This is a genomic window from Streptomyces sp. NPDC037410 (assembly GCF_055602235.1).
Map to the genome: position 1 here is coordinate 268,888 of NZ_JBVJWR010000006.1, position 22,097 is coordinate 290,984.

Consider the following 22,097-nt stretch of genomic DNA (forward strand, 5'->3'; position numbering starts at 1 on the left):
GAACGGGCGAGCGCGCGACTCAGCCGGCCCGCCGGTGGACCTTGGCGCGGGAACGCTTCTCCACGTACATCCGCTGGTCGGCGGAGTTCAGGACCTCTTCCACGGTCATCCCGCATTCGGCCCAGCCGATGCCGAAACTCGCCCCGACGCGGACCGCCCGCCCGTCCACCCGGATCGGCGGGATGATCGCGTTCCGCAGGCGGACGGCGAGGTCGGCGGCGTCGGCGGCGCCGAGGCCGTCGGCGAGGACGACGAACTCGTCCCCGCCGAGCCGGGCCACCGTGTCGCCGTCCCGGACGCCCGTGGTGAGCCGCCGCGCGACCTCGATGAGGACGGCGTCGCCGGTGTGGTGCCCGAACCGGTCGTTGATCGACTTGAAGCCGTCGAGGTCGCAGAAGAGGACCGCGAGCCCCTTCGTGCCGTCGTCGGTCTCGCCGCCGGTGGGCGCCACGATGTGGACGTGGTGGTCGTACGGCCCGGCGCCCGCCGGCTCGAAACCGAAGCCGTGCTCGTGCTCGTGCTCGTGGGCGTACGGCTGCGGCTCGTAGCCGGAGTCGTAGGAGGGGTCGTAGGTGGGCTCGTAGCCGCCGGCACCGTTCCCGGCCCCGCTCCCGCTCCCGCTCCCGGCCCCGTTCCCCGCCCCGTACCCGCCGTCGCGCTGGGAGTCGTACGCGCCGTACGCCGCCTCGTCCCCCGGCGCCGACGGCCGCTCGCACAGCCGGGCGGAGAGCCGGGAGCGGAGCTCGGCGCTGTTGGGGAGGCCGGTGAGGGCGTCGTGCGAGGCCCGGTGGGCGAGCTGGAGCTCGTGCCGCTTGCGCTCCTCGATGTCCTCGACGTGGGTGAGGAGGAAGCGGGGCCCGTCGGCGGTGTCGGCGACGACGGAGTTGCGCAGGGAGACCCAGACGTACGTGCCGTCCCGGCGCCCGAGCCGCAGCTCGGCCCGGCCGCCCTCGGCGGAGGTGCGGAGCAGGGTCCCGATGTCCTCGGGGTGGACGAGGTCGGCGAAGGAGTACCGCCGCATGACGGAGGAGGGGCGGCCGAGGAGCCGGCACAGGGCGTCGTTGGTACGGAGCAGCCGGCCGTGCTGGTCGCCGCCCATCTCGGCGATGGCCATGCCGGAGGGCGCGTACTCGAAGGCCTGCCGGAAGGACTCCTCGGAGGCGCGGAGGGCCTGCTGCTCGCGCTCCAGGCGGACCAGGGCGCGCTGCATGTTGGAGCGGAGGCGGGCGTTGCTGATGGCGATGGCCGACTGCGAGGCGTACATCTGGAGCGCTTCCTGACCCCAGGGGCCGGGGTGCCGGCCGTTGCGCGGGCGGTCGACGGATATGACGCCGAGGAGCTCACGGCCGGAGCCCGACGCGTACATCGGGGCGTAGAGCCGGTCGTGCGGGTGCCACTCGTCCTCGAAGCGGGGCGCGGGCCCCTCGGTGTGCCACTGGGGGACGTCGTCCTCCATGAGGACCCAGCCCTCGGTGTGCGGGATGAACCGCAGGTCGCCCCAGGAGACGCCCATGGACAGGCGGCGCTCCCAGGAGGTGCGGGAGCCGACGCGGCCGGTGATCAGGGCCTCCGCGGCGGAGCTTCCGGCGAAGGCGGCGACGACGAGGTCACCGTCGGGGCGGACGAGGTTGACGCAGGCCAGCTCGTAGTTGAGACCGGCGACCACACCGTCGGCGACGGTCTGCAGGGTGTCCGCCAGGCTGCGGGCAGTGTTGAGGTCCGCCACGACCTGATGCAGCTGCCGCAGGGTCGAGAGACGGACGTAAGGCTCCGACTCGGTCTCCATCGCTCGCTCTCCCCGAGACCTCGACAGCAACTCCAGGGTTCTCATCGGCTTCGTACTGCACTGTCACCGCCACTGAATCACAGTGAGCTCCACACCCGGTACACAGGGTCAGCAAATACTGGCCTCTGTGACTCAAGTCACAGCAGGTCATGGCGGGTCCCGTGGGCCGCCGTACAGCCGCCGTTCACCGATGGCATATGACAGGGCCTAGGTCCGCCGACCCCGTCCGCCTGGTCCCCCGGCCCGATGCGGGGCCGGGACGGCCGCGGATAGCGTGCGGGTGTGCTGCAGAAGACACCCCCCTCACCCCCCGTCTCCGATCTGGCGATCCCTCATGCTGAGGGGGTGAGCAACGACGAGTTCCGTGCGGCCATGGCCCGCCTCGCGGCGGGCGTGGTCCTGGTGACCGCGCACGACCCCGACGACGGCCCGCGCGGCGAGGACGTCGGCATGACGGCCACCGCCTTCGTGTCCGTCTCCCTCGACCCGCCCCTGGTCCTCGTCAGCCTCCGCAACGGCTCCCGCATGGACGACCTGCTCGCCGAGGTCCCCGTCTGGGCGGTGTCGATCCTCGCCGAGGACCAGCGGCACATCGCCGGGCGATTCGCCATGAAGAACCGCGTCAGCGACCGGCTCCTCTTCGCCGACCTGCCGTACACGCGCGGCGAGGAGAGCGGCGCCCCGCTGATGGGCGGCGCGCTGTCGGTCCTGGAGTGCCGCACGGAGAGCCGGGTGGTGGCCGGCGACCACACGCTGGTGGTGGGCCGGGTCCTGACGGTCGGTCTGTCCTCGGGGGGCGGCGACCCGCTGACGTACTACCAGGGGAAGTACCGCAAGCTCGGCTGAGCAGCGCCGAGATCGCCCGCCGCGGCCCTTTACGGCCCGCTCAGCTCCAGTCGCGGGACCGGCGGGTGCGCTTCGTCTCCGAGCGCTGCTTCTTCTCCCGCAGCCGCCGTTCGTTGATCCCGCGCGGGATCTTCGTCGGCCGGCGGGGCTTCGGCGGCGGGGCGGTCGCCTCGGCGAGCAGGGCGGCCAGCCGGACCGCCGCGGTCTCGCGGTTGCGCCACTGGGAGCGGTGCTCCGAGGCGCGGACCGTCACGACGCCGTTGACCAGGCGGGAGGCGAGCCGCTCCAGGGCGCGGGCCTTCCACACCTCGGGGAACGCGTCGGTGGCCGCGAGGTCGAAGCGGAGCTCCACCTGCGAGTCGCTGGTGTTGACGTGCTGCCCGCCCGGCCCCGACGACCGCGAGAAACGCCACTGGAGCTCGGCCTCGGGGAGCGAGACGGAGCCGCGGATGGGATACGGACCGGACATGCCTTCCATGTTCCCCGGACGGGGCCATAGGAGTCATCCTGTTTTCGCCACGGGACCACCGGGAACCGCTGGAGGCACGCACGCGTTTCTCCAGGCGACGACAGAACGATGAAAGGGACTTTCCATGGCTGTGAGCCTGTCCAAGGGCGGCAACGTCTCCCTGACCAAGGAGGCCCCGGGCCTCGCCGCCGTCACCGTTGGCCTCGGCTGGGACGTCCGCACCACCACCGGCACGGACTTCGACCTCGACGCCTCCGCGATCGGCGTGGACGCCGCCGGGAAGGTCGCCTCCGACGCCCACTTCGTCTTCTTCAACAACAAGTCGACGCCGGACCAGACCATCGTCCACACCGGTGACAACCGCACCGGCGAGGGCGGCGGCGACGACGAGCAGATCAACGTCAACCTCGCGGCCCTCCCGCCGAACGTCGACAAGATCGTCTTCCCGGTCTCCATCTACGACGCGGTCTCCCGCTCGCAGAACTTCGGCCAGGTACGCAACGCCTACATCCGCATCGTGAACCAGGCCGGCGGCGCCGAGCTCGCGCGCTACGACCTCTCCGAGGACGCCGCCGTCGAGACGGCCATGGTCTTCGGCGAGCTGTACCGCAACGGCGCCGAGTGGAAGTTCCGCGCCGTGGGCCAGGGCTACGCCTCGGGTCTCGAGGGCATCGCCCGCGACTTCGGCGTCAACCTCTGACGGACGCCTCCGACAGGGCCCCGGCGCGAACTCGCGCCGGGGCCCTACCCTTTCCCGCGTGATCGTCGAATCCCTCCCCCGCACGGAAGCGCACGCCCTCCCCGGCCCGCTGCTCACCGAGCTCACCGCGCTGTACGCGTCGAACCGGGAGTTCCAGCAGCTCAGCGGCGACTTCCCGGACCCCGACGACATCCGGCCCGAGCAGGTCGCCGCCGCTCTCGCCGACGAACTCGCGCAGCCGACGGCCGAGGTGCTGCTCGCCCGCTCCGAGGGCCGGCTCGTCGCCGTCGCGGTCACGCTCGGCCGCCACCCCGACCCGGCCCAGACCGACCCGTGGCTCGGCCTGCTGATGGTGCACGCCGACGCGCGGCGCGCCGGGTACGGGCGCCGGCTCGCCGCGTACGTCGAGGACCGGTTCCGCACCGGGGGCCGCACCGGCCTCCGGCTCGCGGTGCTGGAGAACAACCCGAAGGCGCTGGCCTTCTGGACCGCACTCGGTTACGAGGAGACGGCCCGCCGCCGGGACCTCGCGCACGGCCGCCCGTGCGTCGTGATGCGGAAGTCCCTGACGGACTAGGGCTGGTCCGGCTTCTCCTCGCCGTACAGCCAGACGTCCCACAGCCCGCCCAGGTCGCGGCCCGCCACGCTCTCCGCGTAGGCCGTGAAGTCGTCCGTGGAGGCGTTCCCGTGGCGGTACTTGGCGGCCCAGCCGCGCAGGATCTCGTCGAAGACGCGGTCGCCGACCGTCTCGCGCAGCTTGTACAGGACCATCGCGCCCCGCTGGTACACGGGCGGGTCGAAGAGGTTCTCCGCGGTGGGCGGTGCGGCCGGCGGGAAGGCCCAGTCGGCGTCCTGGGCGAAGGCCCGCTCGAAGTGGGTGCGGGCGGGCACGTGCTCGTACTCCTCGTCGTACAGCCACTCGGCGTACGTCGCGAAGCCCTCGCTCAGCCAGATGTCCCGCCAGCTCGCGGGCGTGACCGAGTTGCCGAACCACTGGTGGGCCTGCTCGTGGACGAGGGTCGTCCGGTCGAACGAGGCGGCCGGGAAGACGGGCCGGGTCTGGGTCTCCAGGGCGTATCCGAGGGCCCCGTCCTTCGTGACGAGGGCGCCGGCGGCGGAGAAGGGGTACGGGCCGAAGCGCTTCACCTGGCGGGCGAGGACCGCGGGGACCTCGCCCCGCAGCGCGGCGCTGCCGGCCGCGACGGGGGCCTCGGCGGCGGTGAGGACGGGCACGGTGCCGAGGGCGGTGGCCGTCGCCGTCTCGTAGTGGCCGACGGCCACGGTCGCGAGGTAGCTCGCCATGGGTTCGGCCGTGTGCCAGACGGTGGTGACGCGTCCGCCCGGCTCGGTCCGGGTCGCGGTCCTGACGCCGTTGGAGAGGCCGTCGAGGCCGGCGGGGAGGGTGAGCGTGAGGTCGTAGGCCGCCTTGTCGGAGGGGTGGTGGTTGCCGGGGAACCAGGTCATGGAGCCGGCCGGTTCGCCGACCGCGACCGCGCCGTCGGCCGTGCGCAGCCAGCCCTCCTTGGAGCCGTCGGCGTCCGTGAGCGGCTCGGGCACGCCCGAGTAGGTGACGGTGGTCCGGAACTCCGCCCCCTCGGGGATGTCGTCGCGCGGGCGGAGGGTGAGCTCGTTCCCGGCGCGGTTGTACGCGGCGGGGGCGCCGTCGACGGTGGCGCGGCGCACGGTGAGGCCGGCGAGGTCGAGGTTGAAGGCGCTGAGGTCCTGGGTGGCGCGGGCGGTGATCTCGGCGGTGCCGTCGAGCCGGCCGGAGGCGGGGTCGTAGGCGAGGGTCAGGCCGTAGTGGCCGACGTCGTAGCCGCCGTTGCCGAGCTTCGGGAAGAGCGGGTCGCGCAGCCCGGCGGCACCGGGGGTGCCGCGGACGCCGCCGGCCCCGGTGCAGCCGCCCGCGAGGAGTGCGAGGGACGTGAGGGCCGCGGCGAGGGCGGCGATTCCGGTCCGGCTGCGCTGTGACACGTACCGATCTTAAAAGGTCAAATAAGGAAAAGGTCGCAACGAAAAAGGCAGTGGCGCCCGGCGGGGGATCCGGGCGCCACCACCAGCTGGGGGGCGTTACTTCGCGAGGGAGGCGACGCCGGCCTGCGCGAACTTCTCGTCCAGGTCGCCCGACGGGGCGCCGGCGACGCCGATGCCCGCGATCGGGGCGCCCTTGGCGGTGACGGGGGCGCCACCGGCGAGGAAGAGGGTGCCGGGGATGTCCTTCAGGGTCGGCGCGTTGGCGAGACGGCCCGCGAGGACGGAGGTCGGGGCGTTCCAGGAGACGGCGGTGTACGCCTTCTTCACGGCCGACTCGTAGGACTGCGGGCCCGCGCCGTCGCCGCGCAGGGTGACGATCGTGTTGCCGTTGCGGTCGACGACCGCGACCGACACCCGCTGGTTCTCCTGCTCGGCGGCGTCGAGGGTCGCCTGCGCGGCCTTGGTGGCGGCCTCGATCGTCAGGTGCGTCGTCTGCATCGTGTTGTCGCCCACCGCGTCGGCCATGACGGCGGCGGGAGCGGCGGCCGGGGCGGCGGCGTTCGCGGAGACCACGCCGAAGGTACCGGCGGCGACGACAGCGGCGGCGGTGGCACCGAGGAGGATCTTCTTCATGACTGACTCCGTAAGAGGTGAGGAGGAGAGGGAGGGGGAAGCTTTCGAGCGGTTCGTTCGTCCTTCGCTCTGCCTCAATCCTCCGGCCGGAACCGGCGCCCACCGGTCCACGGTCCGGCTGTCCTCCGCGCGCACTCCGGACGACGGGTCTGTCAGCCGATCGGTTGATGCCGCCCTGGTCCCTCCGGGCCACCATGGACGGATACACCCAGGTCAGACAGGCCCAGGTCAGAACGGCAGGGAGGCGGCACGGTGACCCGGCCCACGAAGCACGACCCCGACGCCCGCTGGCTCGCGCGGGTCATGCACATCGCGTTCTTCCTGCTGCTCGGCGCCTCCCTCGCCCGCTTCCTGCTGCGGCACGACTGGGAGGCCCGCAGCCCCTGGATCATCACCCTCACCGGCACCCTCGCCTCCCTCTACCTGCTCGGGCCCGTGCTCGGCACCCGCGCCACCCCGCGCCGGATCGCCTGGCTGGGCACGGTCGTCGCCGTCTGGGTCGTCCTCGTCGTCCTCGCGCCCAGCTTCGCCTGGTGCGCGGTGCCCCTCTTCTACACGGGCCTGCGCACCCTCCCGCCGCGCGCCGCGCTCGGCCTCGTCGCCCTGCTCACCGCGTTCGTGGTCTTCGCACAGGTCCAGCTGTCGCACGGCGGCTGGGACCCGAACCTGATCGTCGCCCCGCCGGCCGTCGCCGCCCTCGCCACCGGCGTCTTCGTGTACTCCGACCGGCAGGCCGCCCGGCAGCGGGCGCTCATCGACGACCTGATCCGCACCCGGCGCGAACTCGCCGCGATCGAGCGCCGCGAGGGCACCCTCGCGGAGCGCCAGCGGCTCTCCATGGAGATCCACGACACCCTCGCGCAGGGCCTGTCCAGCCAGCAGATGCTGCTCCAGGCCGCCGACCGGCTGTGGGACGGCGACCCGGGCACCGCGCGCCGGCACGTCCGTACCGCCGAGTCCATCGCCGAGCTCAACCTCGCCGAGGCCCGCCGCTTCGTGCAGGACCTCGCGCCCGCCGACCTCGCCGGGGGCGGCGGCCTGGAGGAGGCCCTGCGCGGGCTCGCCGCCCGCGAGTCGGCGGCCTTCCGGGTCGACGGCACCCCGGTGCCGCTGCCCGACCGGGTGCAGGCGGCGCTGCTGCGGATCGCGCAGGGCGCCCTCGCGAACATCCGCGAGCACGCCGGCGCCGACTCCGCCGCCCTGACCCTCAGCTACCTCGACGACCAGGTCGTCCTGGACATCGCCGACGACGGCCGCGGCTTCGACCCGGCGCTCTCGCGTGAACAGGCCGAGCGCGGCCACGGTCTGCCCGCGATGCGGGTGCGCGCGCAGCAGCTCGGTGGCACCCTGACGGTCGAGTCCACCCCGGGCGAGGGCACGGTGCTCTCCGCCGCGATCCCGCTCTCCCTGGAGTCCTGATGTCCGTACGGATCCTCCTCTGCGACGACCACGTCGTCGTCCGCGCCGGCCTGCTCGCGCTGCTCGGCAGCACGCCCGACATCGAGGTGGTCGGGGAGGCGGGCAGCGGCGAGGAGGCCGTCGCGATGGCGGCGAAGCTGAAGCCGGACGTGGTGCTCATGGACCTCCAGCTCGGCGCGGGCATCGACGGCGTGGAGGCGACGCGGCGGATCGCGCCCACCGGTGTCCACGTCCTGGTCCTCACCACGTACGACACGGACGCGGACATCACCCGGGCCATCGAGGCGGGCGCGACGGGCTATCTGCTCAAGGCCGAGCGGCCCGAGGAGCTGTTCGCGGCGATCCACTCCGCCGCCCAGGGCCGCACGGCCCTCTCCCCGCCGGTCGCCAGCCGGGTCATGGACCGCATGCGCGGGGCTGCGGGCCCCTCGCTCACGGACCGGGAACGGGACATCCTCGGCCAGCTGGGCCGCGGCCTGGGCAACCGGGAGATCGCGCGGGCGCTGTTCATCAGCGAGGCGACGGTGAAGACGCACCTCGGCCGGATCTACGCGAAGCTCGGCGTCGACACCCGGGCGGGCGCGGTCGCGGTGGCGAAGGAACGCCGCCTGCTGCCGTAGCCGCCCTCTCATGCCGTAGCCGCTCGCTGCTGCCGTAGCCACCGCCTTCTCCCATGGCCATCGCCTGCTGCCGTAGCCCGTAGGACTGGTCCGTGGTGGCATTCCCCGGCACCACCCCACCCCCACTGCTACCGTGCGTCGTCATTCGACCGCACGGTGTCATGTCTCAGTGGGAGCGCACGTGAAGCTCGCGATCGTCGGCGGCGGACCCGCCGGCCTCTACCTCTCGATCCTGCTGAAGCGGCAGGACCCGTCCCACGACATCGCCGTGTACGAACGGAACCCCGAGGGCTCCACGTACGGCTGGGGCGTGACGTACTGGGCGGGGCTGCTCGACAAGCTGCGCGCGGGCGACCCCGAGTCCGCGGCGGCGGTCGCGGAGGCCTCCGTCACCTGGACCGACGGGGTCGCCATCGTCCGCGACGAGCGGACCGTCCACCGCGGCGACGCGGGCTTCGGGATCGGGCGGCGGCGGATGCTGGCGCTGCTCGCCGACCGGGCCGAGGAGCTGGGCGTACGGGTCGAGTTCGAGCACGACATCCCCGGCCCGGACGCGCCCGAACTCACCGGCGCGGACCTGGTCGTCGCCGCCGACGGCGTCAACAGCGCGCTCCGCGAGGCGCACGCCGACCACTTCGGCAGCGAGGTCACGAGCGGCCGCAACCAGTACATCTGGCTGGGCACGACCAAGGTCTTCGACTCCTTCAGCTTCGCGTTCAAGGAGACCGAGCACGGCTGGATCTGGTGCTACGCCTACGGGTTCAGCGGCGAACGCTCCACCTGCGTCGTCGAGTGCTCGCCGGAGACCTGGACCGGCCTCGGCCTCGACACGCGCGGCGAGGCCGACAGCCTGAACCTCCTGGAGAAGCTCTTCCACGACCTCCTCGACGGGCACGAGCTGATCGGCCGCGAGCGCGCCGACGGCGCCGCCCAGTGGCTCACCTTCCGCACCCTCACCAACCGGGTCTGGCACCGCGGCAACCTCGTCCTCCTCGGCGACGCCGCCCACACCACGCACTACTCGATCGGCGCGGGCACCACCCTCGCCCTGGAGGACGCGCTCGCCCTCGCCGACGCCCTGAGCGCCCCCGGCGAGCTGGACGCGGCCCTCACCGCGTACGGCAGGCGGCGGCGCGCCGAACTGGTCTCGGCGCAGAGCGCGGCCCGCTACAGCGCCCGGTGGTACGAGAACCTGCCGCGCTACATGTGCCTGGAGCCGGCCAAGATGTTCGCCCTCCTCGGCCAGCGGCACTCGCCGCTGCTGCCGCACGTACCGCCGCAGCTGTACTACCGGATCGACCGGGCCGCCGAGCAGTTGGAGTCCCTGCGGCGCCTCAAGCGCTGGCTGGGGCCGCGGGTGGCGCGGGCGGTGCACGGCCGGGGCCGCTGAGCCTCGCGGATCACACGTCCCGGCGGTGGACGGCGAGGAAGGCCACCGCCACCGCGCCCACCGCCCAGGCCGCGTACACGGTCCACGCCCCGCCCGCGGTCCACGGATGGTCCACCGGCACCGGCGACGCCCCCACCTGCGTGAGCCGCTGCCACGCGCCCTGCGGCAGCGCGTGCAGGAACGTCGCGCCCCAGCGGTTGCGGTCGTCCATCAGGGCCGGCAGCAGGAGCAGTACGCCGGTCAGGGAGACGATCGCCGTCGCCGTGTGCCGCAGCAGCGCCCCGAGACCGAAGCCGGCGAGCGCGCACACCGGCGCGAGGAGCGCCGACGCGGCGACCGCCCGCGCCACGCCCTCGTCGCCGAGCGCCATGCCGACGCCCCGGCCGTCGAGCACGGCCTGCGTGGCGGCGAACGACACCCCGGCGACCAGCGCGCCGTACGCCGTCATCACGGCCGCGAGGACGAGCGTCTTCGCCGCGACGACGGCCCGGCGGGCGGGGACGGCCGCGAAGGTCGTACGGATCTGGCCCGTGCCGTACTCGCCGACGATCACCAGCGCGCCGATCGAGCCGGTCGCGAGGACGAACACCATGGCACCGCCGAGCGTGAACGCGTCGCGCATCGCCCAGATCGGCACGAAGAGCTCCTTGATGCCGTCCGAGTAGTGCGGGTAGTTGCGGTAGTCGGCGAGGGTCGCGTTGAGGTTGACGCCGAGGGCGGCGACCGCGCCGACGGCGAAGGCCCAGGGCGTGGAGCGGAGCGACCACAGCTTCATCCACTCGGCGGCGAGCAGGTCGCGGAAACGGGCGTGCGGCATCAGCGGTACTCCACACTGTCGGCGGTGAGCTCCATGAACGCCTCTTCGAGGGAGGAGGCGCGCGCGGTCAGTTCGGCGAGCGGAACGCCGAGGCGGTGGGCGAGGAGCCCGACCCGTTCCGCGTCGATCCCGGTGACGCCCAGGCGTCCTTCGTCTCCTCGTACGGTGGCCCCGTCGGCCTCCAGGGCGTCGGCGAGGCCCCGGGAGGCCGCCGGATCGGCCGTCCGGACCGTCACGCTCCGGCGGGTGCCGCGCGCGGCGAAGCCGGCGACGCTCTCGGCCGCGATGAGCCGGCCGCGGCCGATGACGACGAGGTCGTCGGCGGTGTGCTCCATCTCGCTCATCAGATGGCTGGAGACGAACACCGTCCGGCCCTCGGCGGCCAGCCGCCGGAACAGCCCCCGCGCCCACAGCACACCCTCCGGGTCGAGGCCGTTGACCGGCTCGTCGAAGAGCAGCACCGGCGGATCGCCGAGCAGCGCGGCGGCGATCCCGAGGCGCTGCTTCATGCCGAGCGAATAGCCGCCGATCCTCCGCCGCCCGGCCCCGGCGAGCCCGACCTCGTCGAGGACCTCGCCGACCCGGCGGCGCGGGATGCCGTTGGTGCGGGCCAGCGCCGCGAGATGGGCCTCGGCGGTCCGGCCGCCGTGCACGTCGTGCGCGTCGAGCAGGGCCCCGACGTCCCGCAGCCCCCTCGGCAGGTCCCGGAAGCGCCGCCCGCCGACGGTGGCGGTCCCGGACGTCGGCTCGCCGAGCCCGAGGATCAACCGCAGGGTCGTCGACTTCCCGGCCCCGTTGGGCCCGAGGAAACCGGTCACACGCCCCGGCTGCACGGAGAAGGTGAGCCGATCGACGGCGGGGCGGGCGGGGGTGGGGAGGGTGGCGGCTCGGCCCGCGAGACGAGGCAGGCCTTGGCGTCGGCGGCCGTACCGCTTGGTCAGTTCGTGGACTTCGATCATGCGGTCCACCGTGGCCGTCACGCACCCGCCGCCACATCGGCCCGGCGGCCACAACCCGCCCGAGGGGGTGGCCCGGAGGCGTACGCCCGCGGGCCGATGTGGCGGCGGACGGCCGCACCTACGATCGGGATCATGCCCGCCACCCCGACCGACCGCCCGCACCCCGGGCGGATACCGGCGGCCCTCGCCTGGGGCGCGGCCGTCGCGCAGCCGTTCCTGTTCCTCCTCGCCGCCCGGACCGGCCCGTACCGCTCCACCGAACTGCGGCTCTTCCTCACCGCCGTCGCCGTCGGCCTCACCCTGCCCCTCGCGCGCCGCAACCCGCTCACCGCGCTCGGGCTGCTGCTCGCCGGCCTTTTCGCGACGGCGACCACCCGCCCCGACGCCGCGCTCCTCTACCTCCCGGTGCTCGCCGCCGACGCCCTCGTCGGCCGGATCGCCGCCCTGCGCCCGCCGCGGATCCTGCTGCCCACCGCCCTCGGCGCCCTCGCGGTGCAGATCGGCGCCGCGACGTACACCACCTCCGGGCAGGACGTCTTCGTCAGCACCGTCGTCGCCCTCGCGCTCGCCCTGCTCACCGCCGGGCTCCTCGGCCGCTCCGTACGCGAACGGCGCAGCCACACCGCCGAACTGCGCGCCGCGACCGCCGCCGAGGCCGTCGCCGCCGAACGGCTCAGGATCGCCCGCGAGCTCCACGACGTCGTCGCGCACAGCATCGGCGTCATCGCCATCCAGGCGGGCGTCGGCCGCCGCGTCATCGACACCCAGCCCGCCGAGGCCCGCAACGCACTCGCCACCATCGAGACCACCAGCCGCGAGACGCTCGCCGGGCTGCGCCGCACCCTGGGCGCCCTGCGGGGCGCCACCGCGGACGGCCGTCCCGCACCGCGCGACCCGGCGCCGGGCCTCGCCGACCTGGAACGGCTCGCCGCGTCCACCGCGGACGCGGGGGTACGGGTCGAACTGCGGCACCTCGGCAACCCCGACGTGTCGCTCCCGCCGGAGGTCGGCCTCGCCGCGTACCGGATCGTGCAGGAGTCCCTGACCAACGTCGTACGCCACGCGGCCGCGCCCGTCTGCCGGGTGACGGTGGAACGGCGCACCGACACCCTGCTCGTCGAGATCGCCGACGAGGGCCGCGGGACGCCGCCCGGCGCGGACACCGGGGGCGGCTACGGTCTCGTCGGGATGCGCGAGCGCGCCGCGCTCCTCGGCGGCAGCCTCACCGCGGGACCCCGGCCCGGCGGGGGCTTCCACGTCACCGCGCTGCTGCCACTGCCCGCCCGCCTCCCGGAAGGAACCCCCACCCCGTGAACCCGCGGATCCGCGTCCTCCTCGTCGACGACCAGCCCCTCGTCCGGGCCGGGCTGCGCGTCCTCATGGCCGACACCCCCGACCTGGAGGTCGCCGGGGAGGCGGGCACCGGCACGGAGGCGGTGGCGCTGGCGCGGGAGCTGCGGCCCGACGTGGTGGTCATGGACGTACGGATGCCCGGCATGGACGGCATCGAGGCCACCCGGATCGTCACGGCGGGCCCCGGCGCGCCCCGGGTGCTCGTCCTCACCACCTTCGACGACGACGAGTACGTGTACGGCGCGCTGCGCTCCGGTGCGAGCGGGTTCCTCGTCAAGGACATGGCCCTCGACGACATCCTCGGCGCGATCCGGGTGGTGGCCGCGGGCGACGCCCTGATCGCACCGGGGGTGACGCGCCGCCTGATCGAGGAGTTCGCGGCGCGGCCGGAGGCCGTACGCCGTCCGTCGCGCGGCCTGGACGGCGTCACCGACCGCGAGCGTGAGGTCCTCACCCTCGTCGGCCGGGGACTGTCGAACGGCGAGATCGCCGAACGGCTCCACATCAGCACGGCCACCGCGAAGGCCCACGTGGCACGCCTCTTCTCGAAACTGGACGCACGCGACCGGGTCCAGCTGGTGATCCTCGCGTACGAGGCGGGGCTGGCGCCGTGAAGGTACGGTCCGAGGCGGGACCGGCCCCGTAAGGCCCAGCCGGTGACCCACGCGTACGAGGCGGGACCGACCCTGTGACACCTCCGGGCCGCCTCACGTACGAGGCATGCCGGATGCCGTGACACCATCGGTCCCGTGCTCGACATCGGCTACTCCCTCTCGCGTCGCTTCCCCGACCCGCCGCAGACCGACTACCGCCGCGCGGACGTCCACGCGCTGCGGCACGACCTGTTCTGCGGGGACGTGTACCTCGCCGACACCGAGACGGACCGCGAAGTGTCCACAGCCTGGGGATGGGTGCCGGTGCTCGACTTCGCGTGGGCGCTGTGCGACATCGTCGAGCAGCTCGACCAGGACCCGCGCGGCAGCCGCGCCGCGCAGCCCCAGTACGCGGAGCTCGACTTCACCGAGTCCACGGACCGGATGCTCTTCGAGCGCCGCTTCGGCTGGGTGGACGTCGAGGCCGACTGGATGCCGGGCGACGAACCGCCGGTGACGTTCAACCACGCGGAGCTGCGGCGCGAGGCGCGGGACTTCCTGCACGACCTGATCGCGGACCTCGTCGACATGCACGAGGGCCTGGCGGACAACCCCACGATCTGGACCCTCCAGTCCCGCTTCCCCCGCGTGAAGTAGCCCCTGCCCCGCGGTGCGGGTACCTCACTCCACCCGCACCCCCAGCCTCGCCGCCAGTACCGGCGCCAGGTCGAGCAGCTGCCCCGTCGAGATCACCGCCCCCGACAGCGACTCCACGCCCGCCGCGATCTCCAGGCGCTGCACCCCCCGCAGGTCCACGTCCGTGAGGCGGGCGCCCGTGAAGTCCACGTCCGTGAGCGCGCAGTCCACGAACTCGACCCGCTCCAGGGCCGCGCCCCCGAAGTCCGGCTCGCTCAGCACGCAGCCCTCGAAGACGACGTCCTTCAGCTTCGCCGCCCGCAGGTTCAGGTAGTCGATCTTGCCGCCCCGGACGACGACTCTCTCCAGGACCGCCCCGTGCAGCTGCGTCCCGCCGAGCCGCGCGTCGACGACCTCGACGTCCCGGAACTGCGCCCCGGCGAGCTCGGTGCCCACCCCCCGTACCCCCGTGAGCACCGAGTCGAGGAACCGCGCCCCCGTCAGCCGCGCCGCGTCGAGCCCGCACTCCCGCAGCGCGCAGTCCAGGAACCGCGCCCCCTCCCCGGACTGACCCGTCAGGTCGAGCCCGGCCAGTTCGAGGCCGTCGTAGTCCCCGTCGGGCGCGAGCCCGCCCTCGTACGCCTCCAGGGGAGGCAGCCGGACCTCCGGTCGCCGCGCCCCCGCCACTTTCCTCTTCCGATTCGTCGCCATGACCCCATCGTGACCTACGCCACTGACAACGCCCCGATGTCACATCCGCGCCCCCTCCCGCCGTCCCCCGTGTGAGACCGAGACCGACACCGGCACGAGGGAGACAGACCCATGCGCAAGCTCACGATCATCGGCGGCGGTTTCGCCGGACTGACCGCCGCCATCACGGCCGCCGAGGCCGGCGCCGAGGTGGCCGTCCACGAGTCGCACCGGACGCTCGGCGGCCGGGCGCGCACGGCCGACGGCCCGTACCGCACGAACGAGGGTCCGCACGCCCTCTACAACGGCGGCCCGCACTGGACCTGGCTGAAGCAGCGCGGGCTCCTCCCGCCCATGGCCGTGCTGCCGACCGCCGAGGCCCTCCGGTTCCGCGTCCACCGCGACGGCGCCATGCGCGGCATCCCGCCGATCAGCCTGTTCCGTCTGGCCCGCCGCACCGCCGAACAGGCCCCCGTCGACGTCGACTTCCGCACCTGGGCCGCCGGTGTCGCGGGCGAGCGCACCGCGCGCATGGCCGCGGCGTACGTCGGGGTCGCGCTCTTCCACCACGACCCCGGCTCGCTCTCCGCCCGCTTCGTGCAGGAGCGGCTGCACCGGTCCGCCGCCCTGCCGGCCGAGGCGCAGTACGTCCGGGGCGGCTGGGGCGCGCTGATCGACCGGATGGCCACGCGCGCGCGTGAGCTGGGCGTACGGATCGAGACGTCGTCCCGGGTCGAGGTGCTGCCGGCCGGCGGGGGGCCGGTGGTCGTCGCGACCGCGCTCCCGGCCGCCGCCCGGCTCCTCGGCGACCCGTCGCTGACCTGGGAGAGCGGCCGTACGGTCCTGTTCGACCTGGCGCTGCGCACCCGGAAGGGCGATCCGTTCGTGGTCTCGGACCTGGACGCGCCCGGCTGGATCGAGCGGTACACGGCGCAGGACCCCTCGCTGGCCCCGGCCGGGCAGTCGCTGCTCCAGGCGCAGCTGCCGATCGGCCCGGACGCGTCGAAGGCGGACGGCGTCGCCCACGGCGAGCGGCTGCTCGACCTGGGCTTCCCCGGCTGGCGCGAGCGGACGGTGTGGCGGCAGGAGTCCGTCTGCCAGGGCCGTACGGGAGCGCTCGACCGCCCGGGCACCACATGGCGCGACCGGCCGGCCGTCGACCGGGGCCACGGGGTGTACCTGGTGGGCGACCAGGTGGCGGCGCCGGGCGTGCTCGCGGAGGTGTCGTTCACGAGCGCGGTCGAGGCGGTGTCGCTGGCGCTGCGCGCGGATCACCTGGACCGCCTCGACCTCAAGCACGCGTGAGGCACCGGCTCTCCCACGCAGAGCACTCCGACCGTCTCGACCTCAAGCACGCGTGAGGCACCGGCTCTCCCACGCAGAGCACTCCGACCGCCTTGACCTCAAGCGCGCTTGAGGTCAAAGGCTGTACCTGTCAGCCCACCCGTACGACGACAGGGGAACGTCATGCACGCCATCCGCCTCCACGCCTTCGGCCCCGCCGAGAACCTCACCTACGAGGAGACGTCCGACCCCGTGCCGGGCCCCGGCCAGGTCCGGATCCGGGTGGCGGCGGCCGGCGTGCACCTGCTCGACACCGCCCTGCGCGAGGGCGCCACGGGCCCGTTCCCCACGCCCACCCCGCTCCCCACCGTCCCCGGCCGCGAGGTCGCCGGCACGGTCGACGCCCTCGGCGAGGGCACCGACCCGTCCTGGCTCGGCCGCAGGGTCGTCGCCCACCTCGGCATGAACCCCGGCGGCTACGCCGAACTCGCCGTCACCGACGCCGCCCGGCTGCACGCCCTGCCCGACCACCTCGGCGAGGCGGAGGCCGTCGCCATGATCGGCACGGGCCGCACGACCCTCGGCATCCTGGGGTTCACCGAACTCGGCCCCGAGTCGGTCGCGGTCGTCCCGGCCGCCGCCGGCGGCATCGGCACCCTGCTCGTCCAGTACGCCAAGAACGCCGGCGCCACCGTCATCGGCCTCGCCGGCGGCCCCGCGAAGGTCGCCCTCGTCGAGGCGAACGGCGCCGACCTGGCCGTCGACTACAAGCGGCCCGACTGGCCGGAGAAGGTCCGCGCGTACCTCGACTCCGTGGGCAAGAAGGCCACCGTCGTCTTCGACTCGGTCGGCGGCGACACCGGCCGCACCGCCGTCGACCTGCTCGGCAAGGGCGGACAGCACCTGGTCTTCGGCTGGTCCGGCGCCGGACTGCACGACGGCGAACCGCTCACGTTCACCGAGGAGGAGCTCACCGCGCGCGGGATCACCTCGGAGTCCGTCCTCGGCCCCGTCATGATCCAGAAGGCGGGCGGCGACATCCGTACGCTCGAACTCGCCGCCCTCGACGCGGCGGCCACCGGAACCCTGCGCCCGGCGGTCCACCGCTTCCCCCTCGCGGAGGCGGCGGAGGCCCACCGCGCCCTGGAGAACCGGGGCACGACGGGCAAGGTCGTCCTGATCCCCTAAAGGAATCAGACCCCGAGGACATCCCAGGAGTGCGCCTTGAACTCCTTCGTGAAGTCGGGGTGGTCCTCCCACATCCGGGCGATGGAGCGCAGCACGTCCCAGTTGTGCTCCAGAGCCTGGTCGACGACCTGCCGCAGCTCCGGCGCCGTCTCCCGCTTCTCCACGAGCCCGTTCACCGCCGACGCGGCCTGCACGGTGTAGCGCAGGGCCCGCAGAGCCCGCGACGTGTCGTCCATGCCGAACCCGTGGTCGCTGCCGTTGGCCGGGTCGAAGAGGGGCGTCAGACGTGCCTCGATGAAGCCGGTGATCCGCTGGAACCGCTGCTCAATGTCCATGGCTCCTTCCTACACCGTCGCCGCGCCCAGCTTCGCCAGGGCCCCGTCCGTCAGGCGGTACACGCTCCACTCGTCCTGCGGGCGGGCGCCCAGGGACTCGTAGAAGTCGATGGACGGCTGGTTCCAGTTCAGTACGGACCACTCCAGGCGCTCGTAGCCGCGCTCGACGCAGATACGGGCCAGTTCGCGCAGCAGGGCCTTGCCGTGGCCGCCGCCGCGGGCCTCGGGGCGGACGTACAGGTCTTCCAGGTAGATGCCGTGGACTCCGCGCCAGGTCGAGAAGTTGAGGAACCAGAGCGCGAAGCCCACCGGCTCGCCCGACTCGTTCTCGGCGATGTGCGCGAAGGCGGCGGGCCGCTCGCCGAACAGGGCCTCGTGCAGCATCTCGGGGGTCGCCCGGACCTCGTGGAGGGCCTTCTCGTACTCGGCGAGGTCACGGATCAGGGCGTGGATGACGGGAACGTCGGCGGGCGTGGCAGTACGGATCATGGCCCCAGCCTGCCCGGCTCAGGCCCTCCTGGCCAGCAGCATCCGCGCGGCGGCACCTGCCCGGGGTCGAGGGCCGGCGCACCGTCCGCGACGTCCCACAGCCCGTTCTGCAGCACCCGGCCGAGCGTCCAGACGACCGCCCGCCCACCGTCTCCGCCCCCGTTGTGGGCAATCGTTCCGCTGGGGCGCTGGGGGTCCCCCCTGCTCGAGCGAGGCCGAGAGCTTGGGGGAGGGTGGGCACAACGGGGTGGGGCAGGCGAAGCACCCGTATCCACGGACCCCTGGCCAGCGGTAACCTCCCGCCACGCACCCGGAAGAGGGATAGAGATGAGCACGGTCAACGGCACCGTCAACGGCGGCATATCGTTCTGGTACGCGCAGGAGGGCGCCCCCGCGCCCCGCGAACCGCTCCCCGGCGACACCACCGCCGACGTCTGCATCGTCGGCGGCGGCTACACGGGACTGTGGACCGCCTACTACCTCAAGAAGGCCGTCCCCTTCCTCAACATCACCGTCCTCGAAGCCAAGTTCTGCGGCTACGGCGCCTCCGGGCGCAACGGCGGCTGGCTCTACAACGGCATCGCGGGCCGCGACCGCTACGCCAAGCTGCACGGCCACGAGGCCGCCGCCCGCCTCCAGCAGGCCATGAACGCCACCGTCGCCGAGGTCCTCGACGTCTGCGAGGCCGAGAAGATCGACGCCGACCAGCACCGCGGCGGCGTCCTCGAGGTGGCCCTCTCCCCCGCCCAGCTCGCCCGCCTCAAGGCCTTCCACGCCGCCGAGCTCGCCTTCGGCGAGACCGACCGCGAGCTGTACGGCGCCCGCGAGACCGCCGAGCGCATCCGCGTCGCCGGAGCCGTCGGCTCCTCCTGGACCCCGCACGGCGCCCGCCTGCACCCGGTCAAGCTCGTCCAGGGCCTCGCGGCCGCCGTCGAGGCCCTCGGCGTCACGATCCACGAGTCGACGCCCGTCACCGAGATCAAGCCGAAGCACGCGATCACCCCGTACGGCACCGTCCGCGCCCCGTACGTCCTGCGCTGCACCGAGGGCTTCACCGCCTCCCTCGCGGGGCAGCGCCGCACCTGGCTCCCCATGAACTCCTCGATGATCGCCACCGAGCCCCTCACCGACGCCCAGTGGGAGTCCATCGGCTGGGACGGCCGCGAGACCCTCGGCGACATGGCCCACGCCTACATGTACGCCCAGCGCACCGCCGACGGCCGCGTCGCGCTCGGCGGCCGGGGCGTCCCGTACCGCTTCGGCTCGAAGGCCGCCACCGCCATAAACGCAGACCGCACCCAGCCCCAGACCATCGACGCCCTGCGGGAGATCCTGGTCCGCTTCTTCCCCCAGCTCGCGGGCGTACGGATCGACCACGCCTGGTCCGGCGTCCTCGGCGTCCCCCGCGACTGGTGCGCCACCGTCACCCTCGACCGCTCCACCGGCCTGGGCTGGGCCGGCGGCTACGTCGGCTCGGGCGTCGCCACGGCCAACCTCGCGGCCCGCACCCTCCGCGACCTGATCAAGGAGGACTCGGGCCAGTCGGGGCCCACCGACCTCACGGCCCTCCCCTGGGTGAACCACAAGGTCCGCAAGTGGGAGCCGGAGCCCCTGCGCTGGCTCGGCGTCCAGACCATGTACGCCGCCTTCCGGGGCGCCGACCGCCGCGAGGCCACGGCCCACACGGCGGAGACGGACCGGGTGGCGGTCCTGGCGAACCGCCTGAGCGGCCGCTGAGGGACCCGTCCGCCGGGTGGGCGCCCACCCGGCGAACGCGACGCGCCCCACCCGGCGGACGGACCTACTCCACCTCGATCCCGAAGTCCCCCACGAGCTCCTCGAGCCCGCCCCCGTACCCCTTCCCGCCAAGCACGAAGTCCCAGTCCCCACCCGCACGCCGCCGGAACGACCCGAGGACGAGCGCCGTCTCCCCCGGACGCCCGTCCGAAACCTCCAGACGGTCGAGCTCGGCGCCCGCGTCGTCCCGGAGCCGGATCCCGGCCTCCGTGAACCCGCCGAGGTCCGCGTCGGGGTTCACCTCCGGGTCGACGGCCGCCACCAGGACCAGCCGGTCCGCCCGCGCGGGCAGCGCGTCGAAACCGACCCGCACGGCCGCGCGGTCGCCGGGCGCGGCCGCCACCATCGCGACCGAACCGTCGGGCGTCGCCGGGTTGTTGAAGAAGACGAACCATTCGTCGCCGAGGACCCGGTTCCCCGCGCAGACCAGCGCGCAGACGTCGAGCGCGGCGGAGCCCGACCACACCATGCCGAGCAGGTTGAAGTCCTCGACGGCCTCGGCGGGAGCGGAGGTGGGGGCAGAGGGGGGAGCCGGCGCGGCAGCGGATCCCCCCAGCCGGCCCCGCAGACCGTGCTGGTGCAGCAGGTCCACCAGCTCGGTCCCCGAGATCAGGGTCAGCGGCTTGCCGTTGGCGAAGGTGTACGAACCGGGGCCGAACTTCGAGGTGGTGACGAGGACCCCCTTGTTGGCCCCGACGTCCTGCACGGTCCCGTACAGATCCCGTACGGCACTCGGCGGCACCGTGTTCCGGTACCGCTTCACCTGCACCGCGATCGACCCGCCGCTGATCGGATCGGGATCGAGCGCCTTGACGTCGACGCCGCCGTCACCCGACCGCTGCGTCGTCACCGCCTGGAGCCCCCGCGCCCGGAACAGCTCGGCGACGAGCCCCTCGAAGGCGATCGGGTCCATGGTGAGCAGGTCGGGCTCCTCGCCGTCCCCCTGCACCACCACGTCCGAGCCCACCTGGTCGGGCTCCCGCAGCGGCACGACCGCCACCCGCTCGTCGGGCTTGGCGGAGAGCCGCCCGCCGAGGGCCCCGGTCAGGCACTCCACGGCACCGACGAGCTCCAGGTTCAGCCGGTCGAACGCCGGCCGCTCCACCACGACCGAGGCCACGCACACCCGCCCGGCGAGCCCGGTGGCGGGATCGACCCCGCCGACGTACCCGTTCAGCGCCACCGCTTCGAGCGCCCCGAAGCGGTCCGCGGCGAACAGCTCCCGCACCGCGAGCAGCGCGCTCTGGGCGAGGACGTCCCGGTACAGCGCCCGCCGCTGCGTGACGGGCCGCGGGACCTCCTTGTCCTGGTCGGTGCTCGGCAGGTACTTGACGCCCTTGGCCTCCGGAACCACCTCGTACCCGGGGAGGTCCCAGTCGAGGACGAGCCCGCGCCCGGCCCGGTCGTAGGCGGCCGACACCTCGCGGGGAAAGCCCTCGGGCCAGGCGGTCGACGCGAACAGCACCGCGGAGAAGTACTCGACGACGGTGTCGGCCTCCCCGTTCCGCAGGGCCGTGACGGTCCCGTCGATCCCGCTGTTGTGGGCGCGTATCTCGGCGATACGGGCGGCCGCCCAGGTGTCGTACTCCCGCTGGTACGCGGCGAGTTGCCCGGCCCTCCGCGCCTCGGCGGCCTGCGCCGCGTACCAGTCGTGCTCGAACCGGGCCCGCGCGTCCCGCTCGGCCTGGGCGCGCCCGGAAGCCGTCCAGGCGGCCTGCGGCTGGTAGAAGCGCTGGTCGGGCATGGCGACGGGCTCGGCGAGCGGCCCGGGGGCGAACGGCTCGACGGTCACCTCCCGCCGCAAGGACTCCACCCCGAAGGCCGGCGCCCGGCAGCCCGCCGCGAGCAGCCCCTCCAGCTGGGCGACCCGCTCGTCCAACTCCCGGGTGCGGCGCAGCGCGTCGGCGTCCCGCTGCTGCCGGTAGGCGGCCCGCTGCTCCCGCCGCATCCGGGCGGCGTCCCGCTCGTACGCCCGCTGCGCCCGCTCGGCGTCCCGCCGCTGCCGCAGCACCGCCTGGTGCTGGCCCTCCCGCTGCCTCTGCGCCACCCGCTGCTGCTCGGCCCACACCGCGATCAGCCCACCGGACCGCCGACTCATCCGCGCACCCCTCCCCAAGAC

General features: G+C 73.8%; 22 protein-coding genes and 1 pseudogene. 12 read left to right on the forward strand and 11 right to left on the reverse strand.

Annotated elements, in window-relative coordinates; translation table 11 throughout:
• Positions 1 to 19: 19 nt before the first annotated feature.
• On the reverse strand, positions 20 to 1,786 hold the full coding sequence (gene cdgB / locus ACZ7HT_RS12695; RefSeq protein WP_471163786.1) for a diguanylate cyclase CdgB: 1,767 nt from the start codon (positions 1,784 to 1,786) through the stop codon (positions 20 to 22).
• 282 nt (positions 1,787 to 2,068) lie between these two features.
• Here cdgB and ACZ7HT_RS12700 point away from each other — a divergent pair, with 282 nt between their 5' ends.
• Positions 2,069 to 2,632 carry a flavin reductase family protein gene (locus ACZ7HT_RS12700; RefSeq protein WP_471163788.1) on the forward strand — a complete coding sequence of 188 codons (564 nt, stop codon included), beginning with the start codon at positions 2,069 to 2,071 and terminating at the stop codon, positions 2,630 to 2,632.
• Positions 2,633 to 2,672: 40 nt separating this feature from the next.
• On the opposite strand, the gene arfB is transcribed toward ACZ7HT_RS12700, so the two are convergent.
• The gene (arfB, locus tag ACZ7HT_RS12705; protein WP_471163789.1) at positions 2,673 to 3,110 is read right to left on the reverse strand and encodes an alternative ribosome rescue aminoacyl-tRNA hydrolase ArfB; all 438 of its coding nucleotides are present in this window, start codon (positions 3,108 to 3,110) and stop codon (positions 2,673 to 2,675) included.
• Positions 3,111 to 3,225: 115 nt separating this feature from the next.
• Here arfB and ACZ7HT_RS12710 point away from each other — a divergent pair, with 115 nt between their 5' ends.
• Both ACZ7HT_RS12710 and ACZ7HT_RS12715 read left to right on the forward strand, forming a co-directional pair.
• The gene (locus ACZ7HT_RS12710) at positions 3,226 to 3,801 is read left to right on the forward strand and encodes a TerD family protein (RefSeq protein ID WP_073911578.1); all 576 of its coding nucleotides are present in this window, start codon (positions 3,226 to 3,228) and stop codon (positions 3,799 to 3,801) included.
• Positions 3,802 to 3,859: 58 nt separating this feature from the next.
• Complete coding sequence (locus tag ACZ7HT_RS12715; RefSeq protein ID WP_471163793.1) at positions 3,860 to 4,378, forward strand: GNAT family N-acetyltransferase; 519 nt, start codon at positions 3,860 to 3,862, stop codon at positions 4,376 to 4,378.
• Here the strand turns inward: ACZ7HT_RS12715 and ACZ7HT_RS12720 are convergent.
• The gene (locus ACZ7HT_RS12720; RefSeq protein ID WP_471163796.1) at positions 4,375 to 5,775 is read right to left on the reverse strand and encodes a M1 family metallopeptidase; all 1,401 of its coding nucleotides are present in this window, start codon (positions 5,773 to 5,775) and stop codon (positions 4,375 to 4,377) included. The genes ACZ7HT_RS12715 and ACZ7HT_RS12720 overlap by 4 nt on opposite strands.
• 96 nt (positions 5,776 to 5,871) lie before the next feature.
• Complete coding sequence (locus tag ACZ7HT_RS12725; RefSeq protein WP_471163798.1) at positions 5,872 to 6,408, reverse strand: GlcG/HbpS family heme-binding protein; 537 nt, start codon at positions 6,406 to 6,408, stop codon at positions 5,872 to 5,874.
• Positions 6,409 to 6,660: 252 nt separating this feature from the next.
• Between ACZ7HT_RS12725 and ACZ7HT_RS12730 the strand changes: the two genes are divergently transcribed.
• The 3 genes from ACZ7HT_RS12730 (at position 6,661) to ACZ7HT_RS12740 (ending at position 9,837) form a co-directional block, all read left to right on the forward strand.
• Positions 6,661 to 7,827 carry a sensor histidine kinase gene (locus ACZ7HT_RS12730; RefSeq protein WP_471163800.1) on the forward strand — a complete coding sequence of 389 codons (1,167 nt, stop codon included), beginning with the start codon at positions 6,661 to 6,663 and terminating at the stop codon, positions 7,825 to 7,827.
• Positions 7,827 to 8,447 (forward strand): response regulator, encoded by a 621-nt coding sequence (locus ACZ7HT_RS12735; protein WP_015035223.1) that lies wholly within the window; start codon positions 7,827 to 7,829, stop codon positions 8,445 to 8,447. Before ACZ7HT_RS12730 ends, ACZ7HT_RS12735 begins: the two co-directional genes overlap by 1 nt.
• 181 nt (positions 8,448 to 8,628) lie before the next feature.
• Positions 8,629 to 9,837: an FAD-dependent monooxygenase gene (locus tag ACZ7HT_RS12740; protein ID WP_471163803.1), complete on the forward strand. Its 1,209-nt coding sequence runs from the start codon at positions 8,629 to 8,631 to the stop codon at positions 9,835 to 9,837.
• Between the two features lie 10 nt (positions 9,838 to 9,847).
• Here ACZ7HT_RS12740 and ACZ7HT_RS12745 read toward each other — a convergent pair whose 3' ends face one another.
• On the reverse strand, positions 9,848 to 10,654 hold the full coding sequence (locus ACZ7HT_RS12745) for an ABC transporter permease subunit (RefSeq protein WP_471163806.1): 807 nt from the start codon (positions 10,652 to 10,654) through the stop codon (positions 9,848 to 9,850).
• Entirely contained in the window at positions 10,654 to 11,613 is a 960-nt protein-coding gene (locus ACZ7HT_RS12750; RefSeq protein ID WP_471163808.1) for an ATP-binding cassette domain-containing protein, read from the reverse strand. Before ACZ7HT_RS12750 ends, ACZ7HT_RS12745 begins: the two co-directional genes overlap by 1 nt.
• 132 nt (positions 11,614 to 11,745) lie before the next feature.
• Between ACZ7HT_RS12750 and ACZ7HT_RS12755 the strand changes: the two genes are divergently transcribed.
• From ACZ7HT_RS12755 to ACZ7HT_RS12765, 3 genes are all read left to right on the forward strand, one after another.
• The gene (locus tag ACZ7HT_RS12755) at positions 11,746 to 12,927 is read left to right on the forward strand and encodes a sensor histidine kinase (RefSeq protein WP_471163811.1); all 1,182 of its coding nucleotides are present in this window, start codon (positions 11,746 to 11,748) and stop codon (positions 12,925 to 12,927) included.
• Entirely contained in the window at positions 12,924 to 13,580 is a 657-nt protein-coding gene (locus ACZ7HT_RS12760) for a response regulator (RefSeq protein ID WP_471163813.1), read from the forward strand. The genes ACZ7HT_RS12755 and ACZ7HT_RS12760 overlap by 4 nt, the downstream gene beginning before the upstream one ends.
• A gap of 135 nt (positions 13,581 to 13,715) precedes the next feature.
• Positions 13,716 to 14,216 carry a hypothetical protein gene (locus ACZ7HT_RS12765; RefSeq protein ID WP_116159700.1) on the forward strand — a complete coding sequence of 167 codons (501 nt, stop codon included), beginning with the start codon at positions 13,716 to 13,718 and terminating at the stop codon, positions 14,214 to 14,216.
• 24 nt (positions 14,217 to 14,240) lie between these two features.
• Here ACZ7HT_RS12765 and ACZ7HT_RS12770 read toward each other — a convergent pair whose 3' ends face one another.
• Positions 14,241 to 14,906, reverse strand: a complete 666-nt coding sequence (locus ACZ7HT_RS12770) for a pentapeptide repeat-containing protein (RefSeq protein ID WP_471163815.1) — start codon at positions 14,904 to 14,906, stop codon at positions 14,241 to 14,243.
• Positions 14,907 to 15,017: 111 nt separating this feature from the next.
• Between ACZ7HT_RS12770 and ACZ7HT_RS12775 the strand changes: the two genes are divergently transcribed.
• Complete coding sequence (locus ACZ7HT_RS12775) at positions 15,018 to 16,190, forward strand: NAD(P)-binding protein (protein WP_471163818.1); 1,173 nt, start codon at positions 15,018 to 15,020, stop codon at positions 16,188 to 16,190.
• 162 nt (positions 16,191 to 16,352) lie between these two features.
• On the forward strand, positions 16,353 to 17,357 hold the full coding sequence (locus ACZ7HT_RS12780) for a zinc-binding dehydrogenase (protein ID WP_471163820.1): 1,005 nt from the start codon (positions 16,353 to 16,355) through the stop codon (positions 17,355 to 17,357).
• Positions 17,358 to 17,362: 5 nt separating this feature from the next.
• On the opposite strand, the gene ACZ7HT_RS12785 is transcribed toward ACZ7HT_RS12780, so the two are convergent.
• The 3 genes and pseudogenes from ACZ7HT_RS12785 to ACZ7HT_RS12795 all read right to left on the reverse strand — a co-directional run.
• Positions 17,363 to 17,692 carry a hypothetical protein gene (locus tag ACZ7HT_RS12785; protein WP_030691147.1) on the reverse strand — a complete coding sequence of 110 codons (330 nt, stop codon included), beginning with the start codon at positions 17,690 to 17,692 and terminating at the stop codon, positions 17,363 to 17,365.
• Positions 17,693 to 17,701: 9 nt separating this feature from the next.
• The gene (locus ACZ7HT_RS12790) at positions 17,702 to 18,181 is read right to left on the reverse strand and encodes a GNAT family N-acetyltransferase (protein WP_471163822.1); all 480 of its coding nucleotides are present in this window, start codon (positions 18,179 to 18,181) and stop codon (positions 17,702 to 17,704) included.
• 18 nt (positions 18,182 to 18,199) lie between these two features.
• A pseudogene (locus ACZ7HT_RS12795) lies at positions 18,200 to 18,339 on the reverse strand (aminoglycoside phosphotransferase family protein); the annotation flags it as partial.
• A 169-nt stretch (positions 18,340 to 18,508) separates the two neighbouring features.
• Here ACZ7HT_RS12795 and ACZ7HT_RS12800 point away from each other — a divergent pair.
• Entirely contained in the window at positions 18,509 to 19,918 is a 1,410-nt protein-coding gene (locus ACZ7HT_RS12800) for an NAD(P)/FAD-dependent oxidoreductase (RefSeq protein WP_471163825.1), read from the forward strand.
• A gap of 64 nt (positions 19,919 to 19,982) precedes the next feature.
• On the opposite strand, the gene ACZ7HT_RS12805 is transcribed toward ACZ7HT_RS12800, so the two are convergent.
• The gene (locus ACZ7HT_RS12805) at positions 19,983 to 22,076 is read right to left on the reverse strand and encodes a restriction endonuclease (RefSeq protein ID WP_471163827.1); all 2,094 of its coding nucleotides are present in this window, start codon (positions 22,074 to 22,076) and stop codon (positions 19,983 to 19,985) included.
• Positions 22,077 to 22,097: the final 21 nt, after the last annotated feature.

Bases quoted from the DNA above. Each gene is read 5' to 3' on its own strand.
- cdgB (WP_471163786.1), bottom strand. From the start codon at position 1,786: ATGGAGACCGAGTCGGAGCCTTACGTCCGTCTCTCGACCCTGCGGCAG.
- arfB (WP_471163789.1), bottom strand. From the start codon at position 3,110: ATGGAAGGCATGTCCGGTCCGTATCCCATCCGCGGCTCCGTCTCGCTC.
- ACZ7HT_RS12710 (WP_073911578.1), top strand. From the start codon at position 3,226: ATGGCTGTGAGCCTGTCCAAGGGCGGCAACGTCTCCCTGACCAAGGAG.
- ACZ7HT_RS12725 (WP_471163798.1), bottom strand. From the start codon at position 6,408: ATGAAGAAGATCCTCCTCGGTGCCACCGCCGCCGCTGTCGTCGCCGCC.
- ACZ7HT_RS12735 (WP_015035223.1), top strand. From the start codon at position 7,827: ATGTCCGTACGGATCCTCCTCTGCGACGACCACGTCGTCGTCCGCGCC.
- ACZ7HT_RS12745 (WP_471163806.1), bottom strand. From the start codon at position 10,654: ATGCCGCACGCCCGTTTCCGCGACCTGCTCGCCGCCGAGTGGATGAAG.
- ACZ7HT_RS12750 (WP_471163808.1), bottom strand. From the start codon at position 11,613: ATGATCGAAGTCCACGAACTGACCAAGCGGTACGGCCGCCGACGCCAA.
- ACZ7HT_RS12755 (WP_471163811.1), top strand. From the start codon at position 11,746: ATGCCCGCCACCCCGACCGACCGCCCGCACCCCGGGCGGATACCGGCG.
- ACZ7HT_RS12770 (WP_471163815.1), bottom strand. From the start codon at position 14,906: ATGGCGACGAATCGGAAGAGGAAAGTGGCGGGGGCGCGGCGACCGGAG.
- ACZ7HT_RS12775 (WP_471163818.1), top strand. From the start codon at position 15,018: ATGCGCAAGCTCACGATCATCGGCGGCGGTTTCGCCGGACTGACCGCC.
- ACZ7HT_RS12780 (WP_471163820.1), top strand. From the start codon at position 16,353: ATGCACGCCATCCGCCTCCACGCCTTCGGCCCCGCCGAGAACCTCACC.
- ACZ7HT_RS12785 (WP_030691147.1), bottom strand. From the start codon at position 17,692: ATGGACATTGAGCAGCGGTTCCAGCGGATCACCGGCTTCATCGAGGCA.
- ACZ7HT_RS12790 (WP_471163822.1), bottom strand. From the start codon at position 18,181: ATGATCCGTACTGCCACGCCCGCCGACGTTCCCGTCATCCACGCCCTG.
- ACZ7HT_RS12800 (WP_471163825.1), top strand. From the start codon at position 18,509: ATGAGCACGGTCAACGGCACCGTCAACGGCGGCATATCGTTCTGGTAC.
- ACZ7HT_RS12805 (WP_471163827.1), bottom strand. From the start codon at position 22,076: ATGAGTCGGCGGTCCGGTGGGCTGATCGCGGTGTGGGCCGAGCAGCAG.